The organism is Paenibacillus pasadenensis, assembly GCF_023715725.1.
In the GTDB taxonomy this organism is placed as follows: Bacteria; Bacillota; Bacilli; order Paenibacillales; family Paenibacillaceae; genus Paenibacillus_O; species Paenibacillus_O pasadenensis_A.
The window spans coordinates 493,667-520,115 of record NZ_JAMBOT010000001.1; the positions used below are offsets into that span (position 1 = coordinate 493,667).

The following is a 26,449-nucleotide window of genomic DNA, read 5'->3' on the forward strand; positions in this document are numbered from 1 at the left end:
AAGAATATAAAAGAATTTAAGTATTGTTTAACGTATGCTCTTCTAAGATGCATCCGGGTCCCGCTTAACCGGTTCCTCCGCCGCCGCAGCTGCGAGCGCAGCCGGAAGGCCGATCCCTGCGGCGGCAGCCGTCACCGCTGCTGCTGGAGAGGACTCTGCCGTGCGGGAAGTTAAATTCCGCATCAGCTGATTGACATCGATGCCGGCGACGCTTTTCAGCATCTCCGGTGCGGTTGCCATCAGATCGGTTACATAGTTGGACAAACGAGCCGCTCCTGAGCCGTTGCCTGTATCCACAACGGTAAGCTTATCGATGGACTGGATTGGCTCGGCGATTTTACCCGCCAACTCAGGCAGCATTTTGACGATGATGTCGAGTACAGCCGCTTCTCCGAATTTTTCGAACGCCTGGGCGAGCTTTTCCTTCGCTTCTGCTTCGGCCAAACCGCGCAGCCGGATAACCTCCGCTTCGGCCGTACCTTTGGCACGCTCGGCATCGGCAAGCGCTTGACCTTCAAGGCGCTTCTGCTCCGCCATGGCGTGAGCTTCCGCCTCAATGCGGTATTTCAACGCATCCGCCGCGCGGTACTGCTTCTCTTTTTCTGCTTCGGCCGCCTGTACGACCGCATAACGGTCGGCGTCGGCTTTCTTTTTCACTTCGGAATCGTACTGTTTCTCGCGGCGCAAAATTTCCTTCGTCTCCAGATCAATTTCCCGTTCCTTGCGCACGAGCTCAACCTGCATCTGCTCCTCGACGACCTGCTGCTTAATTCTTGCTTCCTGAATCGTGTAGGCCTGGTCAGCCTCGGCTTTAGCCGTATCCTGTTCCTTTTTGAACGCTGCGACCTTCAGCTGATTCGCCTTGGAAGCTTCCGCGATGTTTGTATCCCGCAGCAGCTCGGCCTTCTGGCCTTCCTCTTCCGCCATCGCCTTCTGAATCCGCGAATCTCTTACCGCCTGTGCCTCAGCAATTTCAGCATCGCGCTTGACGGCTGCGATACGCGGTTTGCCAAGCGCGTCGAGATAACCGTGTTTGTCGCGCAGGTCCTTAATCGTAAAGGAAACAATCTGCAGCCCCATCTTTTTGAGATCCTTGGCTGCGACCGATTGCACCTCCTGTGCAAAACGATCCCGGTTGCGGTAAACCTCCTCCACCGTCATGGAGCCGAGAATCGCGCGCAGATGTCCCTCGAGCACCTCTTGCGCCTCGCTTTTGAGCGCCTCGACCGGCTTGCCCATGAACTGCTCGGCAGCTGTCGCCACGTCTTCAATCGAGCCGCCGATCTTAATAATGGCAACACCGTCTGCCATAACAGGAACGCCTTGTTCGGTATAAACTTCCGGGGTCGAAACGTCCAGCTTCATGGACAGCAGCGAAAGAAACTCCGCACGCTGGAAAATCGGCAAAATGAACGCGCCGCCGCCGCGCACGATTTTGATCCGGCGTCCGGTATCGTCCGCAGCGACATTACTGGACCCGAGGAACGAGCCCGTTACGATCATAGCCTCATCCGGACTGACCGTTTTGTAGCGGGCCCAAAAGGCGAGCCCCAATACGATAAAAACACCAACAACAATGGACGGAATTACGAGATACTCCGGCATTACATTTCCCCTCTCTGATCCATAGTGGCGACCGCGAGCGCATCCGGCCTGACCTCGACGACAACAACGCGGCTGCCCTCGGGAATATCCATTCCCTCATAGCTTTCTGCCGTGTGGTTCGTGACGCCGGCTCCGATTCGGATTAACACTTCGCCGCAGCCCTTCGCGGGAATGGAAGTGATGACCTCGCCAATAGCTCCTCCAAGCTCACTCATCGAATAACCGGAGGATACCTCGCTGTTTCGCATCGGCTTCACATACAAGAAAAACATCAGTACCGAAGCGGCTGCAGCGATCAGCAGAGCCAAAATAACGGTGATGTTTGCCGGGAATCCAGCGTATCTCACCAGCATAAGCCCCGCTCCGCCAAAAACCGTAATGCCTGCAGCCAGGGCGGCAGGCTGGAAAATTCCAGGTCCGTCAACCGACAGGAAATCAAGCGCCCCATCAAAGAACGAACCTAAAATATCCCCTAACACGATGCTGACGAATGCGAACAGGATGCCAAAGGCGAGACAGGATAGAAATAGCGTCTCCATTTTCACACTCCCCCAAATTTGGAAGCGATTGTAATCGCTCGCTAAGTCTATACGCAGTCAGCCGGAAAATGTTTCAGCTCAATGAAAATTTGACAACTAAGCTTTTTTACGACTGCTCCAGCCGGATTCGCATAATGCGCCTGCGGCCTACCTGAAGCACATCGCCGTCGGCAACAGTCAGCTCGGCGGACGGATCATCCAGCCTCTCTCCGCCGAGCCGGACCGCTCCTTGCTGAACGCTGCGGCGAGCCTCGCTGCCGGAGCCAGCCAGCCCAAGCACCGTCAACAGACGGACAAGCCTGATGGTTCCGTTAACGAGCTCGCTGGCCGGGAGCACCGCTTCATCGATCTGCTCCGGCAGAACCCGCTCCTGAAACACCTCGCGGAATCTTGCCTGTGCGGCATCTGCAGCTTCCGGGCCATGGTATTGGCGGACGAGCGTGCGCGCCAGCAGCTGCTTCGCTTCCATTGGATGGAGCGAGCCGTCCTCAAGCCCGCTCAGCACCGCTTTTAGCTCATCGTCCGAAAAATCGGTCGCCAGTGTAAAGTACTTAGGCATCAGCTCATCAGGAATGCTCATCGATTTCCCGAACATCTCTCCCGCTTCTTCGTCAATGCCGATGTAGTTGCCCAAGCTTTTGCTCATCTTTTGAACGCCGTCAAGCCCTTCAATAATCGGCATCGTCATCGCAATTTGCTGCTGCTTGCCGTATTCCTTCTGCAAATGGCGGCCCATTAGAACGTTAAAGGTCTGGTCCGTTCCGCCAAGCTCGATATCCGTTTCCAGAGCGACGGAATCGTAGCCCTGCATGAGCGGGTAGAAAAATTCATGAATGCTGATCGGCTGCCCCGAACGGTACCGTTTCGTAAAGTCGTCTCTTTCCATCATGCGGGCTACCGTAAGCTTTGCCGCAAGGGAAAGAATATCGTTGAACTGAAGCGGCGACAGCCACTCAGAATTGTAGTAGAGCGTTGTCCGTTCAGGATCCAGCACCTTAAAAATCTGCTCTTGGTACGTACGCGCATTGCGCTGGACGTCCTCCTCGGACAAGGGCTTTCTCGTCTCCGACTTCCCGGTTGGATCGCCAATCCGCCCCGTAAAATCACCGATAATCAGCTGCACATGGTGGCCGCAGCTTTGAAACTGCCGCAGCTTCTGCAGCACAACGGTATGGCCGATGTGAATGTCAGGCGCCGAGGGATCAAGCCCCAGCTTAACCTTCAGCGGACGGCCGCTGGCAATCGACTGCTCCAGCTTCTCGCGCAGGCCGTCGGCCGGCACAATCTCCGCCGTTCCTCGGGTCAGCAGCGCGAGCTGGCGCTGCACTTCGGCTTTTTGCTCCTCCGTAAGCTTACGGTTGATGTCATTCGTCATAATACACAGCTCCCTTTGAAAAAATAAAAAAAAAGACCCTTCTCGTCCGAAGGGACGAGAAGGATCAGCTCGCGGTACCACCCTTGTTGGAGCGCCGCTTCTCCCCTGCCGGGAAAAGCGGGACGCCCCCACTTCGTTGCAGATAACGGAAGACTTCTTCCGGGACCGGACTACATACTGCGCTGCAGCTTCATCCGGCCGGCTCAAGGCGGTAATTCACCAGACGCTGCGCGCCGGTTCGCACCACCCACCGGCTCTCTGAATCGCTCCTTGCGTCCGGCTACTGGATGCCTATCCATGCCGTTCAAGATATGCGCTCAACGCTCATTTTCATGAGGGAGCATTTTGTTGAAGCAAGTTATATCATGACGTACCATGGCGTGTCAACTGCACACTTAGGGCATAATCAGACAAATAACCTGCAATAAAGATTAGAATCCCCTAATTCGTGCCGAATATAGGCGCTTGTGGTATAATAACTCTGTTTAATTAGAGGAGGATACGTAGATATGGCTCAAGAGCAGGAACAGCCCCGCAAGCCGCGAAGCGGCTGGAGGACTTTCGGCCTTGTCGTCTGGATTACGACCAAATGGCTTTTTATTTTCGGCATTACGGGGGTTCTGCTTGCAGGCGGCGTTGCTACTGGATATGTAGCGGCTCTTGTCAAAGATGATCCCGTTCGTCCAGGCAACGAGCTGGAAACTAAAGTGAACGAAAATGCTCTTACTGGATTTGTCTATTTTAATGACGGGAAAACTCAGGTTGGCCAGTTAAGAACAAATGAAGACCGAAGGCTGGCCCAGCTAAAAGATATTCCCCAATCTGTCATCGACGCCTTGCTGGCGACGGAGGACAACAATTTTTACACGCATATCGGCGTTGATTACAATGGCCTCGGACGAGCCATTAAGCAAAAGCTCCTCAACGAGGATACTCAAACGGGCGGAAGCACGCTCACCCAGCAGGTTGCGCGTCGCGTATTCCTGAATTTGGACCGTTCAGACAGCCGTAAATTCAAAGAAATTTTGCTTGCTGTGCGCATGGAGCGTTATTTAACGAAGGATCAGATTCTTGCCGCATATTTGAACAAAATGCCGTTTGGCAACGGTTCGACCGGCTACAATTTGTTCGGCATCAAATCGGCGGCTATCGGTATCTTTAACATTTCTGATCTTAAGCAGCTCAATCTCGCGCAATCCGCCTACTTGGCGGGCTTGCCGCAGCTCCCTTCCGCCTATTCGGCCTTCAACGGCAAAGGGGAATTTAATCCAAAAGGCTTTGAACGAGCGATGGCCCGGCAAAAGAGGGTTCTGAGCTACATGCTTGAGACCGGCCGGATTACTCAGGCTGAACATGATGAAGCCGTTGCTTTTAATATTAAAAGCACGCTGGCGCCAAAAAAGGAAAAGGCATACAACACCTATCCTTACTTAATGCTGGAAACAGAACGGCAAGCGGCAGAAATTATTGCGCTTATGCAAAATCCGAAGCTCAAAAAGGCTGATTTGTACAAAAGCGAAAACTCCGAAATTCTGGAGAACGCCCGCGAGCAGCTGCTCCGCTCCGGCTACCGGATTCATACCACAATTGATAAAGTGATTTACGATGACATGCGGGAAATCGCCAGCAATCCCGACAACTTCGGACCAACGAGCAAGTCCAAAGGTCCCGAGCAAGCGGCGGCAATTATGATTAATCACCGCACAGGCGCCATTCTAGGCATGATGGAAGGCCGCGATTTCAACATTGAGCAAATGAACTATGCGACGCAGATGACCCGCCAGCCTGGCTCTGCAATGAAACCGATCGCCGCCTATTTGCCTGCGCTTGAGGCGGGGCTGGTGCAGCCGGCCAGCGTTATCGACGATTCGCCGATTATTCTTAAAGACGGCGGCAAAGGTTACCATATTCCGAAAAACTCCACGAATAAATACTACGGACTGGTAACGGCACGCGACGCTCTTAACCGCTCGCTTAACATTCCCGCGCTTAAGCTGTTTCTGGATGAAGTGACGATTAAAAAAGCATGGGATTTCACTCGCTCACTCGGCATAACCACGCTGCAGCCAAGCGACGAATCGGCGCAAACAGGCGTCATCGGCGGTTTGAGCAAAGGCGTGAGCGTTGAGGAATTGACCAATGCTTATGCTTCAATTCCGAACGGCGGCAAATACAATGATCCATTCATGATTAGCAAAATTGTTGATGCCAACGGAAGAATGGTGTATGAGCATAAAGTATCGCCGAAACAGGTATACTCCGAGCAAACAGCCTTCCTTATGGGAGACATGCTGCGTACGGTTATATCCGACGGCCGAGGTACGGCAAGGGGCATTAAAAGCAGCTTCAAATCGTATGGCGACATTTCAATTGCCGGCAAAACCGGCACAACCCAAAATTACGGCGACGTCTGGTTTGTCGGGTTTTCTCCGGATGTAACTCTTGGAGTATGGGTTGGCTACAAGGAACAGAAAAACACGCTTGTTGGCGATTCGCGCAAGCGGCCGCAGGCACTCTGGTCCAAAATTATGAACGCTTCGGTCAAAGATCGCCCAGAGCTGTTCAAAACGAAGGACTTCCCAAAACCGGACGGCTTGACAAGAGCAACCGTATCAAGCGTCAGCGGCTTGCTGCCAAGCAGTCTTAACCGCGCCCACGGCATGCTTACGACCGACTGGTTCAACAAGAAATACGTGCCGGTTAAAGTTGATGACGTGCTTGGAGCGATGAGCTTCATCAAGTACAACGGTGTTAACTACATTGCACAGGAAGGAACACCTTCCGATTTTGTTTACACGGAAACGACGATTCGCCGCGAGAAGCCGTTAGGCGAGCTGATGAAAGAGATTGAAAGGGCTCAAGCAGCGATGCCGGCTCAGTTCCGTAAACCTCTCTCCTACTTTGTTCCTCTGGATGCGGACAAAGAAGCTCCATCGCTCATCGACCCGAGAAAAGATGACGGCAACGCTCCTTCAGCACCGTCAAACGTTGCCCTTGAGGCACTTAGCGGAGCATATCGGATTTCCTTCTCCGCAAGTCCGGAGAAAGATGTTGTCGGTTATCGTCTCTATCGCTCCAGCGGCGGTGATTTCAGCAAATTCGGCGGCTCTATTCTTACCGGCGATGCGCTAAGCTTTACGGATAACTCAGGGATCAACGGGGCGTCGTATTATGTGACAGCTGTAGATGTAGCCGGTCGTGAATCGGGCCGCAGCCAGCTGGTCAGCGTCGGCGGAACATTGGATCCGGGCTTGCCCGGCGGCGACAACGGCCAAGATCAAACTCAGCCGCCTTCCAGCCCGACCGGCTTAAGCGTGACAGGCACCGGCTCCGGAGTTCAGCTTCAATGGAATGGGAATAGCGCTGCCGAAGGCGTTACACATTATCAGATCTACTTCAGCGCCGCCAACGACGGGAACTACCAGAGTCTCGGATCAATAGCAGCTACAAGCTTTGAATATGTCGCTCCGATCACAACAGGTACGTTCATTATTACCGCCGTTAATGCCGCAGGAGAATCGGGATACTCTCCCGCTGTCACCTGGAACGCCAACTAATACGAACGGCAACAAATGCAACAAAAACAGGCGCCTCCCATTGCGGGAGGGCGCCTGTTTTTGTTATTGGGATATAAATGATTAGTCCTCGATCGTAGAAAGATCACCGGTAGGCAAATTCAGCTCCCATGCTTTCAGCACGCGGCGCATGATTTTGCCGCTGCGCGTTTTGGGAAGCTTGTCCTTGAATTCAATCTCACGCGGCGATGCATGAGCGGACAGCCCTTCTTTAACAAACTTGGAAATCTCTGCTTTCAGCTCATCCGAAGGCTCGAAGCCTTCACGAAGCGAAATGAACGCTTTAATAATCTCGCCGCGCATCGGGTCCGGCTTGCCGATTACGCCGGCTTCGGCAACGGCAGGATGCTCCACGAGTTTGCTTTCAACCTCGAAAGGTCCAACCCGCTCGCCGGATGTATTAATTACATCATCGATCCGGCCTTGGAACCAGAAGTAGCCGTCTTCGTCCTGATAAGCGGAGTCCCCGGAAATGTACCAGCCTGGAATACGGAAATACTCCTCGTATTTAGCCGGGTTGTTCCAGATTTTGCGCATCATGGAAGGCCAAGGCGTACGTACGGCAAGGTTGCCCATCCGGTAAGGAGGCAGCTCGTTGCCGGCATCGTCAATGATGGCTGCTTGCACGCCCGGGATCGGACGGCCCATGGAGCCCGGCTTGATTTCCATCGCCGGATAGTTGCAGATCAGCTGGGCGCCGGTTTCCGTCATCCACCATGTATCGTGAATTCGTTGACCGTATACCTTCAACCCCCAGCGCACAACCTCCGGGTTGAGCGGCTCGCCGACGCTGAGCACATGGCGCAGACTGGACAGATCAAATTGGGATACAACATCGTCTCCGGCCCCCATCAGCATGCGGAATGCCGTTGGAGCGCTGTACCACACTGTAACGCCAAAGCGCTGCAGCGTGCGGTACCAATCCTGGGGACTGAAACGCCCGCCGCGTACAACGTTGGTTGCGCCATTGAGCCACGGAGCGAAAATTCCGTAGGACGTTCCCGTTACCCAGCCCGGATCTGCGGTGCACCAGTATACGTCGTCTTCCTTCAAATCCAGAACGACACGGCCTGTATGATAATGCTGCAGCATCGCATTTTGGACATGGAAAACGCCCTTAGGCTTGCCTGTGGAACCGGAAGTATAGTGAATGAGCAAACCGTCCTCACGGTCAAGCCATTCGATCTCCGCTTCCTCCGATGCCTCTGCCATTTCGTCTCTATAAGAAATAGTTCCCTCAGGAGCATCCTCGGTTGAAACGACAATGATATGCTTAAGCTCCGGCAGCTCGTCGCGCTTAATTCGCGGCAGCAGAGCAGGAGTCGTGACGATAGCGGAAGCGCCGCTGTCAAGCAGCCGGTCCTTCACTGCCGTCTCCATAAATGCTTCAAACAACGGACCTACAACAAGGCCCATTTTGAGAGAGCCAAGCAATGCGGCGTACAGCTCCGGCGTACGAGGCATGAAAATAAACAGGCGCTCGCCTTTGCTCAAGCCATGCTTGCGCAGTACATTGGAAAATCGATTCGACAGAAGGCTGAGCTGTTCATACGTATAGGACTCGTCCCGCTGCGGATCGCTGTAATGAAGAGCAATCTTCTGGCCTCTTCCTTCCGCGATATGGCGGTCGATCGCTTCATACGCCATGTTCACTTTGCCTGTCTCATGCCACGTAAAATGTTTCTCTACCTCGCTCCAATCAAAGGAGGCGTAGGTTTCTTCATAATTGTTCATGTTCGGAGAAGCAGCAGTTACGTTTACTCTTTCCTGGTGGTCAATCGACATGCTAATCACCTTCCATCGTCGTCATCGTGTGATTCTTCCAATCGAATACGCTTTCAAACAATAGGTGAAACGTCAGTCCATCACTTTAGTAGTATATCATATGGAAATGTATGCGCCTACTTTTCATCTATATTTACCCTATTATCCCAAACGCCTGCGTTAAGCGCCTTTCCCTGGCATACTCCTCTTATTCTTTTCATCGAGCATTTTTTCTGCTATAAGTGTAAGGAGGCTACCTGACTCCTGACTTACAAGGAAGCTATTACGCATTAAAGGAGCGATAACGTTGGAGCATATCAAGCGTTACCATTCCCTTATCGTCCCTTTTAGAGAGCATGAGCTCGTACTGGAAGGGCCGATTGAGCCCTCCCGGCTTGCCGGTTATACGATGCATCCCGGGCTTGACGCCTTCCGCAGGCCGAAGGATCAGCTGGAGGCTCTTGTTGAGATTGCCGGCCTCGAAGAAGGCCGTATTATAGCGACTCGCCATGGCGATACCATCGTCGGATATGTCACCTTCCATTATCCGGATGAGATGGAGCGCTGGTCCGAGGGCGGAATGACGGATCTTATCGAGCTGGGCGCCGTGGAGGTTGCCGCCGAATATCGTTCGATTGGACTTGGAAAACAAATGATTCAGCATGCTTTTGCGCAGGAACAGCTGGAGAACTATATCGTGTATACAACGGAATATTATTGGCACTGGGATCTTGAAGGCACCGGTCTTGGCATCTGGGAATACCGGAGCATGATGGAGAAGCTAATGAAATCGGTCGGCATGGTGTGGTTTGCAACGGACGATCCCGAAATATGTTCCCATCCTGCCAACTGCTTGATGGTGCGAATCGGGAAAAACGTTCCTCTCAGCTCGGTAGAGCAGTTTGATCGGGTGCGCTTCAGGCAAAGGTTCATGTACTGATTGATTGATTCAGGAGGGCATGCATGAAGGATAAAGCCGTTTATATGCGTTCATCTGGCGCAAACCTTTATAAATTCAACGAAGAGCATCCATTTAATCCGCTTAGGCTGGAGATGACGGAGAGTTTGCTGCAAACAGCCGGGGCTCTCCCCTCCGACGCCATCATGGAAGCGCATCCCGCCTCGGACGAGGAAATTGAGCGCATACACCGGGCTGATTATGTTAACGCCGTCAAACGGCTGAGCGAACCTGCACCGGAGCCCGAAGCGTTACGCCAGGCCGGCCGTTACGGCTTGACGACGGAGGATACTCCTTTTTTTGCTGGCATGCATGATGCCGGAGCCGCAATTGCAGGCGGCTCCGTCGCAGCCGCCGAAGCGGTCATGTCCGGCCGCGCCTTGCATGCTTACCATATGGGCGGCGGACTGCATCATGCTTTTCCCGGCCATGGCTCGGGCTTTTGCGTGTACAACGACGCTGCAATCGCTATTGCCGCCGTTCGGAAGAAGTACAATGCCCGCGTTCTCTACATCGACACGGATGTCCACCATGGGGACGGAGTTCAATACGCCTTTTATGAAGACCCCGACGTATTCACTTACTCCATTCATGAAACCGGCAAATTCCTCTTTCCCGGCACGGGTTTCACGCATGAGAAAGGACTGGACAAAGGTTTTGGCGCTTGCTGCAACATTCCTCTGCAGCCTTACACAGAGGATGAATCTTGGCTGGAATGTTTCAGGGAATCCGTCACTCGTATCGCACGCGCCTTCAAGCCGGATCTGATTGTGAGCCAGCACGGCTGCGACGCGCACGCCTTTGACCCGCTATCCCATATTCATTGCAGCATGCGAATTTATTTGGAGATGCCAAAGCTTATCCATGAGCTAGCCCACGAATTATGCGGCGGCCGCTGGGTTGCCCTCGGCGGCGGCGGCTACGACCTCTGGCGCGTCGTTCCGCGAGCCTGGTCGCTCGTTTGGCTTGTGATGTCGGAGCATCCGCTTGCTGCCCGGCTGGCTGCGGCAGAAGCAGCCGGAGGGCCTGTTGAGCTGCCTGCGGACTGGCTGGAGCGCTGGCAGGCTGAATCATCCGTGCAGCTGCCTGCGGACTGGCTGGACGATACGAACAGCTGGGACCCGATGCCGAGGCGCGAGGAGATTACCCGGCAAAATCGGCTTGTGTGGGAGACATCGGCTCAGGATTTCTAACCTGACTCGTTAGGGCGCAGCCTAAGGCTGCAGCCCACTGCCATGGGCCAGCCCATAAATAAAGCCGCCGCTCCCATAAATGGGAACGGCGGCTATTTGCATTCAATAAATTAGTTCTTCAAGCTCCGAATCATATCATCAATTACGGCAAAAGACTGATTCGCAGCAAGCACAGTGAATTCGGCAAAATTCATATGCGCGATGCCGTCAGCCTGGTCGGACATGGACCGGATGACGACGTAAGGAATCGCGTTCATATGGCATACTTGCGCCAGCGACGCGCCTTCCATTTCAGCGCAGGCTCCCTGGAATACTTCCCTCAAGCTCTGCACCTTCTCACGGCTAGCAATGAACTGGTCGCCTGAAAGCACAATGCCGCGGACCGCTTTGCCCTTCGCTGCGCGCGAGCCTGCTGCTGCAGCCAGCTCCACCAGTTCCGGATCCGCCGGGAACGTCGAAATCTCCTGGTACGGAATGACGCCAGGCTGGAAGCCTAGAGGCGTCACATCCATATCGTGTTGGACGCAAGCGGTGGATACGACGATATCGCCGATATTAAGCTCCGGGTCCACTGCTCCGGCAACGCCGGTAAACAGCACGCAATCCGCGCCGAGATCAATCAGCGCCTGCGTGCATACCGCAGCGTTAACCTTGCCCACTCCCGATTGAACAGCGATAATAGGCTGGCCGTGAAGAGTGCCGCGGCGGAAAGTCATCCCCGCCTTAACCGTTTCGGATTCCATCTGAGCGTTGCTGTACAGCAGCTCAAGCTCTTCCTTCATCGCTCCTATAATACCGATCGTGCCGTACTTCATGCTTTCGGCGCTCCTACGGATTGACGGCTTACGACTTCATGCGGAAGCACAACTTTCGCTTGCTCCACCGGCTCTTTTTTCATGAGCTTGGTCAGCAGACGCATCGATACGGCGCCGATGTCGTACATCGGCTGCGCAACTGCGCTCAGCTGCGGACGCACCATTGAAGCCATGCGGCTGTTGTCTACGCTGATAACCGAAATATCCTCAGGCACACGCAGCCCTTTGTCCTGAATGGCATGAATCGCACCAATCGCCATCTCGTCCGTGGCGGAAAAAACAGCCGTAGGATGCTTGTCCAAGCTAAGGAAATGGTTCATCGCTTCAACGCCGGATTCGTAACGGTAATTGCCAACGCGAACAAAATCTTCGCTCTCCGGAATTCCCGCTTCCTCCAAAGCCCGCTTGTATCCTTGGTAACGGGCATAACCGTTGGACGGGTCTTGAAGGGTGCCGCTAATCATAGCGATGTCCGTGTGGCCTTGAGCAAGCAGCGTTTTTACGGCATCGTAAGCCGCTTCCTCATGGTTGATATCGACCGAAGGAATTTTGTTATCCTCATCGGTCGTTGCACACAGAACAACCGGCACATTCGCCGTCTTGAACGCCTGGATATGCTCCTCGGTCACGGCTCCGCCCATGAACAGCAGACCGTCGACCTGTTTCTCCAGAAGCGTGTTGATGACGCGAATTTCTTTGTCCTTGCGCTTGTCCGCATTACAGAGAATGATATTGTAGTGGTACATGTTAGCGATATCTTCAATGCCGCGGGCAACCTCTGCAAAGTTAGAGTTGGAAATATCGGGAATAACGACGCCTACGGTCGTCGTTTTTTTGCTAGCGAGACCGCGCGCTACGGCGTTCGGGCGATAGCCGAGCCGTTCAATGGCTTCATAAACCTTTTTACGGGTTTGCGGTTTAACGTTGGGATTGTTGTTAACAACGCGGGAGACTGTAGCCATCGACACTCCCGCTTCTCTTGCAACATCGTAAATGGTTACAGTCACGGTTCCTTCTCTCCAATTTTGATGAATTTAACGGCGGGAAAATACCCCTTTATGTTACGGTAATCATACGATAAATACGGGTCTGATGCAATGTCAGCGCACATTCTCGGCCAGCGAGGCCTCAGTGATATGCCAGTGGGACGTATGCCACTCGGCCTTGCCGTTCTTAATTAGAATCGCCTGCGGAGAAGCATGCTTCACGCCAAGCTGCTCTTCAATCGCATTGGATACCGGGCGCTCTTCAACAACGCGCACCAGCGCTGTATCGACCGATTCCCCTTTGGCGCTTTCCATCCACCGCTCCCAAGCCGCATGCGCGTCCGCGCTAATATTGCAGCGCGTGCTGTGCTTGAACACAAGCACCGGCTTCTGATGGGAACGCTCAACAACCTCGTTCCAATCCTCTATATTTTGAAGGGAAGTATAACTCATCGCTTCTCACTCTCCTCTTGTGTAATTCAGTCTCGCTGTCAGAGTGTCGGCCGTCCTATGTATGCATCGTGAAGCGGCTGAGCTGGGACAGCCTTTTCTCGATTTCGCTTCTCCAAGCCTCGTCTCCTACCGAACCGGCCAGCAGCAGCAGCTCAAGCAGCGAATCGATACGTTCGTCGATAATTTGCTGGACAGCGGTCAAATCCGGCGTTCTGCGGTTCGAACAAGCCTCTACTAATAAATCTGCCCATTCATTGAGCTCATTAAACAGTAGAGTCTGTTTGGCCGGCTCCTCGCCCAACTGTCCAATCAGGCCTGTCAGGTCCGGCTTCACTTCCGGCAGCACCTCGCTGCGGCTGCAAGAGGAACAAGAATAGATCGGAACATTGTCGATTTCGACCTTGCCCGAGTAAATTACCGTGCGCAGCTTCATATTCATTGTGTGGCCGCAATTACAGATTTTATGCATGTTGGTCCACTCCTTCATCATCAGCAGGGCATCGCAGTCTTTCATCCATTATCTGCGATTCCGGGACGGCCGTACAGGTTTTTATCTACAGCCTCCTCCTTACTTCGACCTATTTCGAGAAAATTCCTGCTGACATTTTGCAAGCATTTTATGTAAACGGAACCAATTTCTCAGCGGCTTGACAAGGTTTGATTTTGTCCTCGTTCCTCCCTTACAATAGCCGAAAGAGGAGGAATGATCAGAATGACTCTGCAAGGCAAACGTGTCATCTGCCTGCTGGATGACGAATTCGAGGACTTGGAGCTCTGGTACCCTGTGTACCGGGTGCGCGAGGAAGGCGCAACCGTTGAATTCGCCGGACCGCAAAAGGGCAAAACCCATATTGGCAAATACGGCGTTCCGGCAACAGCCGATCTTTCCTATGAAGAAATCGACGCGGCGTCCGTAGACGGATTGCTCGTTCCGGGCGGCTGGGCTCCCGACAAAATTCGACGTTACCCCGAGGTGCTCCGTCTCGTCCAGGAAATGGACCGCAGCGGCAAGCCGATCGGACAGATTTGCCATGCCGGCTGGGTGCTCGTCTCGGCTAAAATTTTGCAGGGGCGTAAAGTAACTTCCACTCCCGGCATTCGCGACGATATGGAAAATGCAGGCGCTGTCTGGTACGACGAAGCGGTTGTTGTTGACGGCAACTTAATTTCCGCCCGCCGTCCGCCGGATCTTCCTCCATACGCAAAAGCTTTTGTAGACGCATTAAAAGGGTAATCGCTTCATTGCAAAATAAGAGAGCCTTGCCGCATTGGCAAGGCTCTTGTTTCTGTTCAGAAAGCAGCTTGCTTAATCCCCTAGTTGCAAATAGAATCCGAAACGCTGGCGATCCGCGCTTGCTCCTCTTGTTCCTCCTGCTCATCCCGCAGATCAATTTCAGTCCGGAATTCCCGCAGATGACGCTTGATTTCAGAGGCCGTGCTGCTTGCCATAATATGCTCCAGCACCGCCCTGCACTCCTCCTGGCCCGTGCGGAGCAATCTTTCCTTCACCTGAAGAATGGAATGGGACGACATGCTAAGTCCGTCCACGTTAAGACCGAGCCAGACCGGAAGCGCGGCGGGATCACCCGCCATTTCCCCGCATACGCCTACCGTAATCCCTTGCCGGCGCGCCGCTTCCACGGTTGTGCGAAGCATGCGCAGCACAGCGGGATGATACGGCTCGTACAGATGGGAAATCTTATCGTTCATGCGGTCAACGGCAAGCGTGAACTGGACCAGATCGTTCGTGCCGATGCTGAAAAAATCCACCTCGCGGGCAAGCAGCTCCGCTATCATCACCGCCGCAGGCAGCTCAATCATAACGCCGGTTTCCATGCTCGGATTAAACGGCTTGCCTTCCTGCCTAAGCTCCTCCATCGCTTCTTGAAGCACGCGGTTCGCTTCCCGCACCTCTTCCACCGACGAAATAAGCGGGTACATCACCTTCACATTACCGTAGTGTGACGCCCGAAGTATCGCCCGCAGCTGCGTCCGGAACAAATCCTTGCGGTCCAGGCTGATGCGAATCGCCCGATAGCCCAGAAACGGATTCTCTTCTTCCGGCAGCTCAAAATAATCCAGATGTTTGTCGCCGCCGATATCAAGCGTTCGAATGACAAGCGAGCCGCCCTCCAGCTTTTCGGCTACGCTGCGGTAAACCTCAAACTGCTCCTCTTCCTTCGGGAAGCGCGTCCGGTCCATGTACAGGAATTCCGTCCGGAACAGCCCTACGCCATGGGCTCCGCTGGACAGCGCCAATTCAAGCTCCTTCAGAGAGCTGATATTGGCCGATAGACGCAGCGTTTTGCCATCCGGCGTGGACGGATCGACATGCGCAAGGCCGCGCAGGCGGTTGCGCTCCTCTTCCTGCTCCTGCTTAAGCTTGGTGTAGGCGCGAATCTGCTCCAGGGACGGGCTTAACACAATTTCGCCAGTGGTCCCGTCCATAATAAGCATATCGCCTGTAACAACGGTTTCCTCCAGCTTGCCCTCGGCTGCGACGACAAGCGGAATGCCAAGCGCACGAGCCATAATGGCGGAATGGGAAGTCATGCTTCCCCCAAAGGTAGTTATGCCAAGCACGTTGCTTGGATTCAGATGCGCCAGCTGGGAAGGCGACAATTCCTTAGCGATTAAAATATAGGGCTGAGTATCCGACGGCAGCGTAATTTCCGGCGCGCCAAGCAGATGTTTGAGCAGCCGGTTGCCGACATCGCGGATGTCCAGCGCCCGTTCTTTCATATATTCGTCGTCCAGCAGGTCAAACATCGTAACAAAGTGGTCAATTGCTTCTTTGACCGCCACTTCTGCAGCTTTGTATTGACGCTCGATCATCCCCTGAATCTCGTTCATGAACACCGGATCGTCGAGAATCGCCAGATGGGCGTCGAAAATGCTTCTTTCCGCCGGGCCGACGACCTCGCTCAGCTCATCCTTCATCTGCTCGATTTCCACTTTAGAGGTTCGAATGCCTTCGTAAAGGCGCTCGAATTCTCTAGCGAGATCGGCGACGTCGATTTTTTGCTCGGGCAAATCCCATTCCCAGTTCGGGAGCACAAAACATTTGCCGATTGCAATCCCTGAAGAAGCTCCAATACCCTGAATCATGAGCGTTTCCCTCCAACCTGACTATCCTCTCTCTCGCGAAGCCTGACCGACATAATAGCGGATTGACCGCGCTTCACCGTCTTGAACGGCCCGTAACCCCATGAACGGACCAGCTGAGGATTTGTTATAATCATCGGCGTCGCCAGCGATTTGCCGGCCGTCCGCAGACGCTGCACATCAAACGAAATGAGCAGCTGCCCAGCGGCTACCTCGTCTCCTTCTTTAACCGCCGCGCTGAAAATTCCCTCATCCTTAAGCGCAGAAGTGTCGATGCCGATATGCATCAGCACCTCAAGCCCTTCCTCCGTGCGAAGACCAATCGCATGCATCGTAGGATAAAGCACGATTACGGTTCCTTTAACAGGAGCCACAAGCTCTCCCCGATCCGGTATAAAAGCGACTCCGTCGCCAACAAGCTTTCCGGCAAAAATTGGATCCGGCACCTCGTCAAGCGGAATCATCCGTCCCTGAACCGGCGAGCTGAAATGAACCTGGGTCTGGTCGCGCTGCATCGTTTTGATCATTTCCTCGCGGATCAGCTCGGAGAAGGTGCCGAACACTACCTGCACATTGCCTCCGCCAAGCCGGATGACGCCTGCTGCGCCAAGATCGCGCAATGCGGCATTGTCGAGCAGCCGTTCGTTACGCACCTTGATGCGCAGCCTCGTAATACAGGCTTCCAGCGTCTCCAAATTGTCTTTGCCGCCGATCGCCTGCAAAATTAACGGAGCCCGATACGGAATGTCGCCCGCCCAGTCGTCCAGCGCGGAGCCTTCTTCCCGGCCCGGCGTCGGAATCCGGAAGCGGCGGATCGCCCATCGGAAAAGTCCATAATACAGCATAAAAACGACGATGCCCAGTGGTATTAGCAGCCAGCCTTTTGTTGCCAGATGCATGTTCAGGATATAATCGATGGCTCCGGACGAGAACGAGAAGCCGTGCAAAATGCCCAGCTCGTAGGTAACCCACATAATAATGCCCGAGATAAAGGCGTGGACAACAAACAGGTACGGAGCGACAAACAGAAATGCGAACTCCACCGGCTCCGACACTCCAGTCAAAAAGGAAGCCAGCGCCGCCGACAGAAACGTCCGTTTAATCTTCGGTTTAAGATCCTCCCGCGCCTCCTGGATGATCGCCAGCGCGATGGCCGGAAGCGCAAACATCATCGTTGGATATAAGCCTGCCATAAACACGCCTGCAGTAGGGTCGCCGGCAAAAAAACGCGGCAAATCGCCGTATACCATGCTGCCGTTATCCATGCGGAACCCGCCAACCTGGAACCAAAACACATGGTTGAGCAGATGGTGTAGGCCAAATACGACCAGAATCCGGTGCAAAAATCCGTACAGAAACACGCCGAAGCCCCCAGCCGATGCGACCACGTCGCCCAGCCATACAAGCGCTTTGCTTAATGAGGGAGCGATGCCGACCATCAGCATGGAGAACAGGACGCATACAAAGCTTACAAACAGCGGGACAAAACGAGGCCCTCCAAAAAATTGTATGTATTCAGGCAGCCGAATAGATTTAAAACGTTCATAGCTGTATCCGGCCAGCATTCCGATCAGTGCGCCGATCAGCACCGTCGGCTGAATATTAAAGTGGCTGAACTGTACAATGCCCGTATAGATGAACATGCCTGCCAGCGCAGATAATGCTGCGGCCCCGCCGTTGCTAGAGGTGCCCCATGCGACCCCGGCAGCGAACAGATACGGCAAAAACACAAAAAGCGAGTTGCCCGCGACGGACAGATAATCCGCCATTGCAGGCAGACCGAGCGCATCCCAAGGCAGATTGCTTAAGCTTAAACAGATCGCCGCTGCGGGCAAAATAATCATCGGCAGCATGACGGCACGGCCGAGCTGCTGCAATTTGCCCATGAAGTTCATGCTGCTCCTCCTCTTCCGCCATTTCGGTCGGGAAATTAAAACGGGTTATGGCTACCGGAAATATCGTACGCGCTTTCCCCTTCCGTTGTCAAAAGAAAGAAGGCAGGCCGCGGAGGGCCTGCCTGACCGAATGGTAGACGTTTACGGAGCTTATGCCCGTTGGATATCGGGACGAAGGATAGAGTCCTCCACCTTGATGCAGCGGTCCATAATAACCGTCAGTCCGCCTTCTTGAGCGATTTGCGCCGCTTCCTCGTTATATACGCCAAGCTGGAGCCATAATACCTTCGCTCCTGCCGCTACGGCTTCGCGGGCAATATCCGGCGTAAATTCACTGCGCCGGAACACATTGACGATACCGATTGGCTCCGCGATATCAGCCAAGTTCGCATATACCTTTTCGCCCAAAATGTCTCCTTGAGCCGAAGGATTAACCGGGATGATCCGGTAGCCTCTCTGCTGCATCGCCTCTGATACGGAGTAGGAGGTGCGGTCTGGTTTGTCGGACAGGCCGACAACGGCAACCGTCGTGTTGGCTTCCAGCAGCCATTTGATATCATCCCGTTCAGGATTGGTAAATGCCATAGCTGTGTCCTCCTTATAAGCGTAATCGCACTACCTGCTACTTTACCCTGTTCGCCTCCGCTTTACGCTATTCCTGCCACTGAACATTGGCCCCAAGCGCCTGCAGATGATCAAAATAAATCGGGTACGATTTGGCAACATGATGAGCGTCGCGGATCAACAGCGGCTTGCGGCAGCGCAGGCCGACCACAGTCAGAGCCATAATAACGCGGTGATCGTAATGAGCGTTAATTTCCACGCCGCCCTCAAGGCCTTCCGGCTTGCCATGCACGATGATCTCGTCGCGCTTTTCTTCTACTTCAGCGCCTGCCTTGCGCAGCTCGTTGAGATAATCGGTGATGCGGTCGCATTCCTTGTAACGGAGGTTCTCGACGTTGTAAAAGCGAGACGTGCCCTCTGCAAATACCGCTGCGGCGACCATCGCCAGCACGGCGTCCGTTGCGGCGTCGCCGTCGAACTCAACCGCTTTAAGCTTGCCGTTGCCTTTAACGGTTACGTTGTCGCCATCAAATTGGAGCGGCGTTTCCATCATGCGCAGCACGTCAACGACAGCGCGTTCGCCTTGACGGCTCTGTTCCGGCAGGCCGTGAATCGTAATGTCCGACTTCGTAACAGCTGCCGCCGCCAGTACGGCTGCGGAGCCAGGATAATCTCCCTGAACACGGTACGTGCGCGCCGCATAACGCTGGCCGCCCGGCACACGGTAAGACATCAGATCTTCGGAGGCTTCGATAACGATGCCTGCCTGCTCCAGCACCTCAAGCGTCTGGCCGACGACCACTTTGGACTTCAAATCGTCGAGCACCTGAATCTCGCTGTCCTCGGGAAGCAGCGGAGTCAGGAACAGCAGTGCGCTGAGAAACTGCGAGCTCACGTTGCCCGATACGGTAATTTTGCCGCCCTTCGGCGCTCCGCCGCGGATCGTAATCGGCAGCTTGCCGCCGTTATCGTCCACCTCAACCCCAAGCTGGCGCAGCGAAACGATCAGATCGTCATGCGGCCGTTTGCCAAGGGAATCAGGATACGTATTCACAAAGGTTACATCCGGGCAAAGCGCCGTTACCGCCATCAGAAAACGCAGCACCGCGCCGGCGTTGCCGACGTTCAGCTCGCGGACATCGCGCGGATTGCTGCCAAAGCCTTTAATGATGATTTTCTCTTCGTCTTCCGTCAGCTCCGCCCCAAGATCGCGGATGCAGCGGCGCATTGCGTCGCTGTCTTCGCTGTGAGCCGGATAGTAAATCGTGCTTGTGCCCTCCGCAAGCGCGGCCACAAGCAGATAACGCGTTGTATAGTTTTTGGAGGAGAGCGCCTGAATGCTGCCCTTAAGCTCCGGTGTTGGCGTTACGAGTACGTCCATGTTCATCGATCCCCTTCTATATGTCGAATTGTTCATTGCCTTTGACATGGTCTGCAAGCCTTAAGCGCGGTAAAGCCTTGAAGCAAGACGATAGCCCTCTGCGACCGCTTCCGCCGCCTCGTCGGGGGTCAAGCTGTCGGTCATTACCTGCAATGGAGCGAAATCATACGCCCCCTGCCGCTTTAGCATCAGCTCACGCACCTTGCCTGCCGGATCGTCCGCCAGCAGAGGCCTGCCCTTGTCGTAACGAACGCGCTCCACAATTACCGCCTCGGACGCCTGCAGCGCAGCCACGTAGGAGCGCTCCAGCATGAATCGGCGATTAACCTCGCGCAGCACTGCGCCGCCTCCTGTCGCAATGACCAAAGGCTCGCCGGACTGCAGCAGCCGGGTCAAAACTCTCGTTTCCGCATCGCGGAAATACTCTTCTCCGCGGGTTTCAAAGAGCTTTGCAATCGTGCAGCCTTCTTCCGCCACAACTTCCGAATCGCTATCCGTGCACTTCCAGCCGAGCCTGTCAGCAACTTTTGCCGCCACGGTCGATTTGCCGGTGCCCATAAAACCGACCAACACAATTTTACGATGGATTTCTTCCGATATCATGCGGCCGTCACACCTCTCCTAAGTTTTGCCCGATTTGCAGCTTAAGCCTTCGGATATCATATCATTTTTTGCTAGACAGAGGGTATAAAAATCTCATTTTATCATAAGGATAGAATGAAAGATTCCGTACTTGGCTCAGGACCTTCAACAACCATCCGAAAGGAGGCAGGAGCCGTGGATAAGAGCAGCTCCGCCAGCTCTCAAGCCGAAAAGAGACTCCGGCTTATTCTGGATTCAAATGTTGGGTTATGCCGTGAAGATGCGATCTGGGCGCTTGACTACATACGAAAAAAAGTGGCTGACGGAGCCCCTGTTTTGCAGGAGCTTCCGCAGCCACGTCTTATGAAAAATTACCAGAGCTTCGCCGAAGCCGCAATGAGTCTGCTGCTGTCGCCGCGCAGCGGTCCGCTGGAGGCGGAGCGGCTTCGCAGCAGACTGCGCGAGGCTCTGCACGGATTAATTCCCGACCGGGATTAACCTTTGTTGGAATCCATCCACTCGAAGTGGAAGACGCCTTCTTTGTCCGTGCGCTCGAACGTATGCGCGCCGAAGTAGTCGCGCTGCGCCTGGAGCAGGTTCGCAGGCAGACGCTCTGTACGGTAGCTGTCGAAGTAAGCCAGTGCGCTGGAGAAGCCCGGCACCGGAATTCCGCTTGCAACAGCAGCGGTAACGACTTCGCGCCATGCGCCTTGGTACGACTCAACGACATTTTTAAAGTAGTCGTCAAGCAGCAGGTTTTTCAGTTCGGAATCGCGATCGTATGCGTCCTTGATGTTCTGCAGGAAGCGGGCGCGGATAATGCAGCCGCCGCGGAAAATCATCGCGATATCGCCGTAGCGCAGGTTCCAGCCGAACTCGTCGGATGCCGCGCGCATTTGAGCAAAGCCTTGCGCGTAGGAGCAGATTTTGCTCGCGAACAGCGCTTTGCGTACCGCTTCAACAAATGCCGCTTTGTCGCCGGTGTAAGGAGCTGGCTTAGGACCGTTCAGCACTTTGCTTGCGGCAACGCGCTCTTCCTTCATTGCGGAAAGGAAACGGGAGAAGACGGATTGAGTAATAATAGACAGCGGTACGCCGAGGTCAAGCGCGCTTTGGCTTGTCCATTTTCCGGTGCCTTTTTGGCCTGCGGAGTCAAGAATAACATCAACCATCGCTTTGCCGGTTTCCGGATCCTTTTTGGAGAAAATGTCAGCCGTAATCTCGATCAGGTAGCTGTCAAGCTCCCCTTTGTTCCATTCGGTGAAAATCTCGTGCAGCTCGTCCGTGTTCAGGCCAAGCACGGAGCTCAGCAGGTGGTAAGCTTCCGTAATGAGCTGCATGTCGCCGTACTCGATGCCGTTGTGAACCATCTTCACGTAGTGGCCTGCGCCGCCCGGTCCGATGTACGTGCAGCAAGGGTCGCCGTTAACTTTTGCGGAGATGCCCGTCAAAATCGGCTCAACGAGTTTATAAGCGGATTCAGGGCCGCCTGGCATAATAGCCGGGCCTTTCAGCGCGCCTTCCTCGCCGCCGGAAACGCCAGCGCCGACGAAACGGAAGCCTTTGGCTTCGAGGTCTTTGCTGCGGCGCTCCGTGTCAGGGAAGTAGGCGTTGCCGCCGTCGATGATGATGTCGCCCTGCTCCAGATGCGGAACGAGCTCGTCAATGACAGCGTCCGTAGGACGGCCGGCTTTGACCATGATCAGAATTTTGCGCGGCACTTCAAGGGAAGCGACGAATTCTTCGATCGTGTAGGCCGGGAACAGATTTTTGCCGGGCGACTCCGCAAGGAGCTCGTCCGTTTTTTCGCGGGAGCGGTTGTACACCGACACCGTGAAGCCTTTGCTCTCAATGTTAAGCGCCAGGTTTTTGCCCATAACGGCAAGACCGACAACGCCGATTTGTTGTTTCGACATGGTTACCATTCCTTTGCTGAGAAATATACCGATACACACTTTTCTTAGTGTACCCTTTTTGACCGGATATGCAAATAATTGTACCATGAACGATTCCAATAGCGGAATGTCGCTTACATGAATATTGCATGAACCGCTGGCGGGGACGATAAAAAGCCTCCAAGGCGCCCGAAACGGGACGAGCCTTGGAGGCTGCGAATGATAATGGCGGCAAAGCAGCACCTGAGAGCAGGTAACGGCATAAGATGGGCATAAGTCCAGGAACGCTACAGCTCTTCTACGCGTAGCTCTCTTACGTTACACCGGAAGAACGCTACGCTCTCTTACGCGTAGCTCTCGACCGATGTATCTCGGTCGAATGCTACAGCTCTAATTGAAGCATTTCCCCCCGCATAACAGCTAAACGCTCGCGGCTTTCATCCGCCGTTTTGCTGTCATTTGCCTGAAGGGCGTCGTACAAAACGCATAACTCATAATCCAGCTCGTAACGGAGGACGGCGGCGCGCTCTTCGGCACGGGTCGATTGGAAAGCCTTCGTAATTTCCTCCAGGGTGACAACCGGCTTCTTTTGATAAATAATGCGGTGTTCCATCCCCGACACCTCCACGAGTCTGATAATTTCGCCGAACATAATATTTTCAATGACGATTTGACGGTCTTTCATCCGTTTCACGACCGCATGGCCGCGCGTGTCACCGATCAGCTTCTCAATCAGCTCGGACAGCTTCTCGTCTTTAATGATATAATCGCCTACAATTTTGTAGCGGTTCTTCATTTTTTGGAATCGAAGCTTCACAAGCTTCCTGCCCGTACGGATTGAAATCAGAAATTGCGCTTCTGTCTCGCTCCAGTAGAGGGAATAGCCTTCATGGATCAAATCGCGGATGAGATTCTGGATTTGCCGGCGGTCAAATCGCAGTTCCAAATTGCAATATTCCACTTCGTAGCTCTTGTTCACGGCAATCCCTCCCCTGCTTGTTTATTGTAGACTAAATGTTCTGACAATTTGATCTTACTTGTAGTTTATACTCCATCTTATGTGATGGCAACTTGGTTTATTGACTAATTTTGAAGAAAAGGGCAGCTGCCCCTCTGAAAATAAACCGCTTTCATTAAAACAGGCCTTTGCGATGTCAATCCCTCCTATGACGGTGCTCGCATCCGCCCTTCCCGCTTGTCCAGTCGGCTTCGCTCCTGTGTTATACTATATGGACAAGTTTGGCTGCTCATGACCTTTAGCAGCGCTGCGAAGGGTTAATTTTATGGCCCGGAAAGGACGGTACATACATGACATATATAGACACGGCGGCCGCTCCGGCCGCGAATTTCCTCGCCTTCCCAGGCTTTGGACCGTCGGATTTCGACGTATTTGGCATCCCGGGGCTGGAACCTCGCATGGAGGCGCTCATTGCCGGCATCAGGCCGAAGCTGGAGCTGCTTGGCGAGCGGCTGTCTCCAGAGCTTGCCGCGCTTTCGGGAACGGAGTTTTTCCCGCATGTAGCCAAGCATGCCCGCCGCACCGTAAACCCGCCCAAGGATACTTGGGTTGCCTTCGCCGCGAACAAACGCGGCTACAAAGCGCATCCTCATTTTCAGATCGGCCTTTGGGGCACTCATGCCTTCATCCAGTTCGCCGTCATTTATGAAGCGCCAGGCAAAGCCGACTTTGCCGCACGCGCGATTGCCCGGCTTGAAGAGATTCGCTCGCTCGTGCCTTCAGGCGCAGGCTATCGCTGGTCCGGCGACCATATGCAGCCTGGAGCTGAGCTTCACGACAGCATGAGCGGCGAGCAGCTTCACGGCCTATTCGAGCGCCTGCGCTCCGTCAAATCGGCCGAGTTGCTGTGCGGTATCCATCTTGACCGCAACGACCCGCTGCTGCAGAACGGCGAAGCCTTCGTAGCCAAAGCCGAGTCCATTTTTCAAACGCTCATGCCTCTTTACCAGCTGGCCGCCCAGTAATTCCGTACCGGTGCCATTAGCCCCGTTCTACCGCGCAGATGCCTTTGCACGGAAGCGGGGCTTTCTTCCATTGCCTGTGCTGACTCAGCACGCCGCTTCAATGCCAGCGCCGCTTTTTGGAGATTGGGAAATGGACGCATTGCAGGCTTGCAATCCCCCCGGTACATGCTATACTCAACCTTGTTTGTATACCTGAAACTGAAAGGCTGTGGATGAATACGGTGGACCATAACCGCACCCCTCTCTTCAGCGCGCTCCGCCGCCACGCGGAGAATAACCCGCTGCAGTTCCATATTCCGGGACACAAAAAAGGCGTTGGCACGGATGCTGAATTCCGAAATTTTATCGGTGACAACGCGTTGTCGATCGATTTGATCAATATAGCCCCGCTGGATGATCTTCATCAGCCGACAGGCGTCATTGAGGAATCCCAGAAGCTGGCCGCCGATGCATTCGGGGCCGACTACACCTTCTTTTCCGTTCAAGGCACAAGCGGCGCCATTATGACGATGATTCTTTCCGTCTGCTCTCCCGGAGACAAAATTATCGTGCCGCGCAATATTCACAAGTCCGTCATGTCCGCCATTATATTCGCTGGGGCTCGTCCGGTGTTTATTTCTCCTGCACGGGACTCCAATCTCGGCATCGATCACGGCATTACGACACGTTCGGTGCGGCGCGCGCTGGAGCGCCATCCTGACGCAAAGGCTGTACTTGTCATTAACCCGACCTACTTCGGTATTTGCGCCAATTTAAAAGAAATTGTTGAGCTTGTGCACAGCTACGACATTCCTGTCCTGGTGGACGAAGCGCATGGCGTGCTCATTCACTTCAGCGGCGATCTGCCTATGAGCGCGATGCAGGCTGGCGCCGACATGGCTGCAACGAGCGTCCATAAGCTGGGCGGCTCCATGACGCAAAGCTCGGTGCTTAATATGAAAGCGGGACGAATCAATCCGCAGCGTGTGCAAACGATTATAAGCATGCTGACGACGACATCCACTTCCTACATTTTGCTGGCCTCGCTCGATACGTCCCGGCGCAATCTTGCTGTCAACGGACAAGCCATGGCCGACAAAGCAATCGAATTGGCCCAAAGAGCGCGGGAAGCGATCAACGCCATCCCTGGCCTGTACTGCTTCGGCAAGGAAATTCTCGGAGGCGAAGCGACTTTTGATCTTGATCCGACCAAGGTGTCAATTCATGTCCGACATCTCGGAATTACCGGATACGATGCGGAGAATTGGCTGCGCGACAATTACAACCTTGAGGTTGAGCTGTCGGATATGTACAACATTCTCTGTCTGATTACCCCGGGGGATACGGAGGATACGGTCAGCCAGCTGCTGGACGCTCTGCGCGCCATGGTGCAGCGCTATCCTCAGGTTGACGAGGTGCAGGAGCTGGTTGTCAAAATTCCAGACATCCCGCAGCTCTCGCTTACGCCGCGCGAGGCCTTTTATGGTGAGACGGAAGTTGTGCCGTTTAAAGAATCCGCCGGCCGGATTATTGCGGAATTCATCTATGTCTATCCGCCGGGCATTCCGATCCTGCTTCCTGGCGAGGTTATCTCCCAGTCCAACATCGATTACATCGTGGATCACGTTGAGGTTGGACTGCCGGTTAAAGGTCCCGAGGACCGCAGCATCCAGTTTGTTAAAGTTATCGTGGAAGAAAATGCGATTATCTAGCACATTCTTATGAAAATAAAAAGTACGGCAGTCCGTTTTCATACCGGCTGCCGTACTTTTTTTTGCATTCTTAATTCCAGCTCATATATT

Annotated in this window: 22 protein-coding genes and 1 other annotated feature; of the genes, 7 read left to right on the forward strand and 15 right to left on the reverse strand. The window is 54.1% G+C overall.

What is annotated here, in order from left to right:
- Nucleotides 1–42: 42 nt before the first annotated feature.
- From M3223_RS02310 to tyrS, 3 genes are all read right to left on the reverse strand, one after another.
- Nucleotides 43–1,605, reverse strand: coding sequence for a flotillin family protein (locus tag M3223_RS02310; RefSeq protein ID WP_251558535.1), 1,563 nt, complete (start codon nucleotides 1,603–1,605; stop codon nucleotides 43–45).
- Complete coding sequence (locus tag M3223_RS02315) at nucleotides 1,605–2,144, reverse strand: NfeD family protein (protein WP_251558537.1); 540 nt, start codon at nucleotides 2,142–2,144, stop codon at nucleotides 1,605–1,607. The genes M3223_RS02310 and M3223_RS02315 overlap by 1 nt, the downstream gene beginning before the upstream one ends.
- Before the next feature lie 106 nt (nucleotides 2,145–2,250).
- Nucleotides 2,251–3,519 carry a tyrosine--tRNA ligase gene (gene tyrS / locus M3223_RS02320; RefSeq protein ID WP_251558539.1) on the reverse strand — a complete coding sequence of 423 codons (1,269 nt, stop codon included), beginning with the start codon at nucleotides 3,517–3,519 and terminating at the stop codon, nucleotides 2,251–2,253.
- A gap of 47 nt (nucleotides 3,520–3,566) precedes the next feature.
- Nucleotides 3,567–3,826 (reverse strand) — a binding site (T-box leader).
- Nucleotides 3,827–4,028: 202 nt separating this feature from the next.
- Between tyrS and M3223_RS02325 the strand changes: the two genes are divergently transcribed.
- Nucleotides 4,029–7,076 (forward strand): penicillin-binding protein 1A, encoded by a 3,048-nt coding sequence (locus M3223_RS02325; protein ID WP_251558540.1) that lies wholly within the window; start codon nucleotides 4,029–4,031, stop codon nucleotides 7,074–7,076.
- 81 nt (nucleotides 7,077–7,157) lie between these two features.
- Here the strand turns inward: M3223_RS02325 and acsA are convergent, their stop codons facing one another.
- Nucleotides 7,158–8,879 (reverse strand): acetate--CoA ligase, encoded by a 1,722-nt coding sequence (gene acsA / locus M3223_RS02330; protein WP_251558542.1) that lies wholly within the window; start codon nucleotides 8,877–8,879, stop codon nucleotides 7,158–7,160.
- A 286-nt stretch (nucleotides 8,880–9,165) separates the two neighbouring features.
- Between acsA and M3223_RS02335 the strand changes: the two genes are divergently transcribed.
- A complete protein-coding gene (locus tag M3223_RS02335) occupies nucleotides 9,166–9,798 on the forward strand; it encodes a GNAT family N-acetyltransferase (protein WP_251558544.1) in 633 nt (210 codons plus the stop codon).
- A gap of 23 nt (nucleotides 9,799–9,821) precedes the next feature.
- Nucleotides 9,822–11,009 carry an acetoin utilization protein AcuC gene (locus tag M3223_RS02340; RefSeq protein WP_251558546.1) on the forward strand — a complete coding sequence of 396 codons (1,188 nt, stop codon included), beginning with the start codon at nucleotides 9,822–9,824 and terminating at the stop codon, nucleotides 11,007–11,009.
- 110 nt (nucleotides 11,010–11,119) lie between these two features.
- Here the strand turns inward: M3223_RS02340 and M3223_RS02345 are convergent, their stop codons facing one another.
- The 4 genes from M3223_RS02345 to M3223_RS02360 all read right to left on the reverse strand — a co-directional run bounded on the left by M3223_RS02345 (nucleotide 11,120) and on the right by M3223_RS02360 (nucleotide 13,732).
- On the reverse strand, nucleotides 11,120–11,824 hold the full coding sequence (locus M3223_RS02345; RefSeq protein ID WP_251558548.1) for a 5'-methylthioadenosine/adenosylhomocysteine nucleosidase: 705 nt from the start codon (nucleotides 11,822–11,824) through the stop codon (nucleotides 11,120–11,122).
- Nucleotides 11,821–12,831, reverse strand: a complete 1,011-nt coding sequence (ccpA, locus tag M3223_RS02350; protein WP_251558550.1) for a catabolite control protein A — start codon at nucleotides 12,829–12,831, stop codon at nucleotides 11,821–11,823. The genes M3223_RS02345 and ccpA overlap by 4 nt, the downstream gene beginning before the upstream one ends.
- Before the next feature lie 93 nt (nucleotides 12,832–12,924).
- Nucleotides 12,925–13,263 (reverse strand): bacillithiol system redox-active protein YtxJ, encoded by a 339-nt coding sequence (gene ytxJ, locus M3223_RS02355; protein WP_251558552.1) that lies wholly within the window; start codon nucleotides 13,261–13,263, stop codon nucleotides 12,925–12,927.
- A gap of 55 nt (nucleotides 13,264–13,318) precedes the next feature.
- The gene (locus M3223_RS02360; RefSeq protein WP_251558554.1) at nucleotides 13,319–13,732 is read right to left on the reverse strand and encodes a hypothetical protein; all 414 of its coding nucleotides are present in this window, start codon (nucleotides 13,730–13,732) and stop codon (nucleotides 13,319–13,321) included.
- 243 nt (nucleotides 13,733–13,975) lie between these two features.
- Here M3223_RS02360 and M3223_RS02365 point away from each other — a divergent pair, with 243 nt between their 5' ends.
- Nucleotides 13,976–14,497 (forward strand): type 1 glutamine amidotransferase domain-containing protein, encoded by a 522-nt coding sequence (locus M3223_RS02365; protein WP_251558556.1) that lies wholly within the window; start codon nucleotides 13,976–13,978, stop codon nucleotides 14,495–14,497.
- Nucleotides 14,498–14,577: 80 nt separating this feature from the next.
- Here the strand turns inward: M3223_RS02365 and ptsP are convergent, their stop codons facing one another.
- From ptsP to M3223_RS02390, 5 genes are all read right to left on the reverse strand, one after another.
- Complete coding sequence (ptsP, locus tag M3223_RS02370; RefSeq protein ID WP_251558558.1) at nucleotides 14,578–16,371, reverse strand: phosphoenolpyruvate--protein phosphotransferase; 1,794 nt, start codon at nucleotides 16,369–16,371, stop codon at nucleotides 14,578–14,580.
- The gene (locus M3223_RS02375; protein WP_251558560.1) at nucleotides 16,368–18,263 is read right to left on the reverse strand and encodes a glucose PTS transporter subunit IIA; all 1,896 of its coding nucleotides are present in this window, start codon (nucleotides 18,261–18,263) and stop codon (nucleotides 16,368–16,370) included. The genes ptsP and M3223_RS02375 overlap by 4 nt, the downstream gene beginning before the upstream one ends.
- A 150-nt stretch (nucleotides 18,264–18,413) precedes the next feature.
- Nucleotides 18,414–18,848 carry a CoA-binding protein gene (locus M3223_RS02380; protein ID WP_251558562.1) on the reverse strand — a complete coding sequence of 145 codons (435 nt, stop codon included), beginning with the start codon at nucleotides 18,846–18,848 and terminating at the stop codon, nucleotides 18,414–18,416.
- Nucleotides 18,849–18,915: 67 nt separating this feature from the next.
- Nucleotides 18,916–20,208: a 3-phosphoshikimate 1-carboxyvinyltransferase gene (gene aroA / locus M3223_RS02385; protein ID WP_251559789.1), complete on the reverse strand. Its 1,293-nt coding sequence runs from the start codon at nucleotides 20,206–20,208 to the stop codon at nucleotides 18,916–18,918.
- Nucleotides 20,209–20,268: 60 nt separating this feature from the next.
- Nucleotides 20,269–20,811 carry a shikimate kinase gene (locus M3223_RS02390; protein WP_251558565.1) on the reverse strand — a complete coding sequence of 181 codons (543 nt, stop codon included), beginning with the start codon at nucleotides 20,809–20,811 and terminating at the stop codon, nucleotides 20,269–20,271.
- 174 nt (nucleotides 20,812–20,985) lie between these two features.
- Here M3223_RS02390 and M3223_RS02395 point away from each other — a divergent pair, with 174 nt between their 5' ends.
- A complete protein-coding gene (locus M3223_RS02395; RefSeq protein WP_251558567.1) occupies nucleotides 20,986–21,288 on the forward strand; it encodes a hypothetical protein in 303 nt (100 codons plus the stop codon).
- On the opposite strand, the gene gndA is transcribed toward M3223_RS02395, so the two are convergent.
- Together gndA and M3223_RS02405 are read right to left on the reverse strand one after the other, a co-directional pair.
- A complete protein-coding gene (gene gndA / locus M3223_RS02400; protein WP_251558569.1) occupies nucleotides 21,285–22,706 on the reverse strand; it encodes an NADP-dependent phosphogluconate dehydrogenase in 1,422 nt (473 codons plus the stop codon). The two genes, M3223_RS02395 and gndA, sit on opposite strands and share 4 nt — an antisense overlap.
- Before the next feature lie 361 nt (nucleotides 22,707–23,067).
- Nucleotides 23,068–23,664, reverse strand: coding sequence for a hypothetical protein (locus M3223_RS02405; protein WP_251558571.1), 597 nt, complete (start codon nucleotides 23,662–23,664; stop codon nucleotides 23,068–23,070).
- A 329-nt stretch (nucleotides 23,665–23,993) separates the two neighbouring features.
- On the opposite strand from M3223_RS02405, the gene M3223_RS02410 reads away from it, so the two are divergent.
- Complete coding sequence (locus tag M3223_RS02410) at nucleotides 23,994–24,668, forward strand: YktB family protein (RefSeq protein WP_251558573.1); 675 nt, start codon at nucleotides 23,994–23,996, stop codon at nucleotides 24,666–24,668.
- A gap of 221 nt (nucleotides 24,669–24,889) precedes the next feature.
- Nucleotides 24,890–26,359 carry an aminotransferase class I/II-fold pyridoxal phosphate-dependent enzyme gene (locus tag M3223_RS02415; protein WP_353057661.1) on the forward strand — a complete coding sequence of 490 codons (1,470 nt, stop codon included), beginning with the start codon at nucleotides 24,890–24,892 and terminating at the stop codon, nucleotides 26,357–26,359.
- Nucleotides 26,360–26,449: the final 90 nt, after the last annotated feature.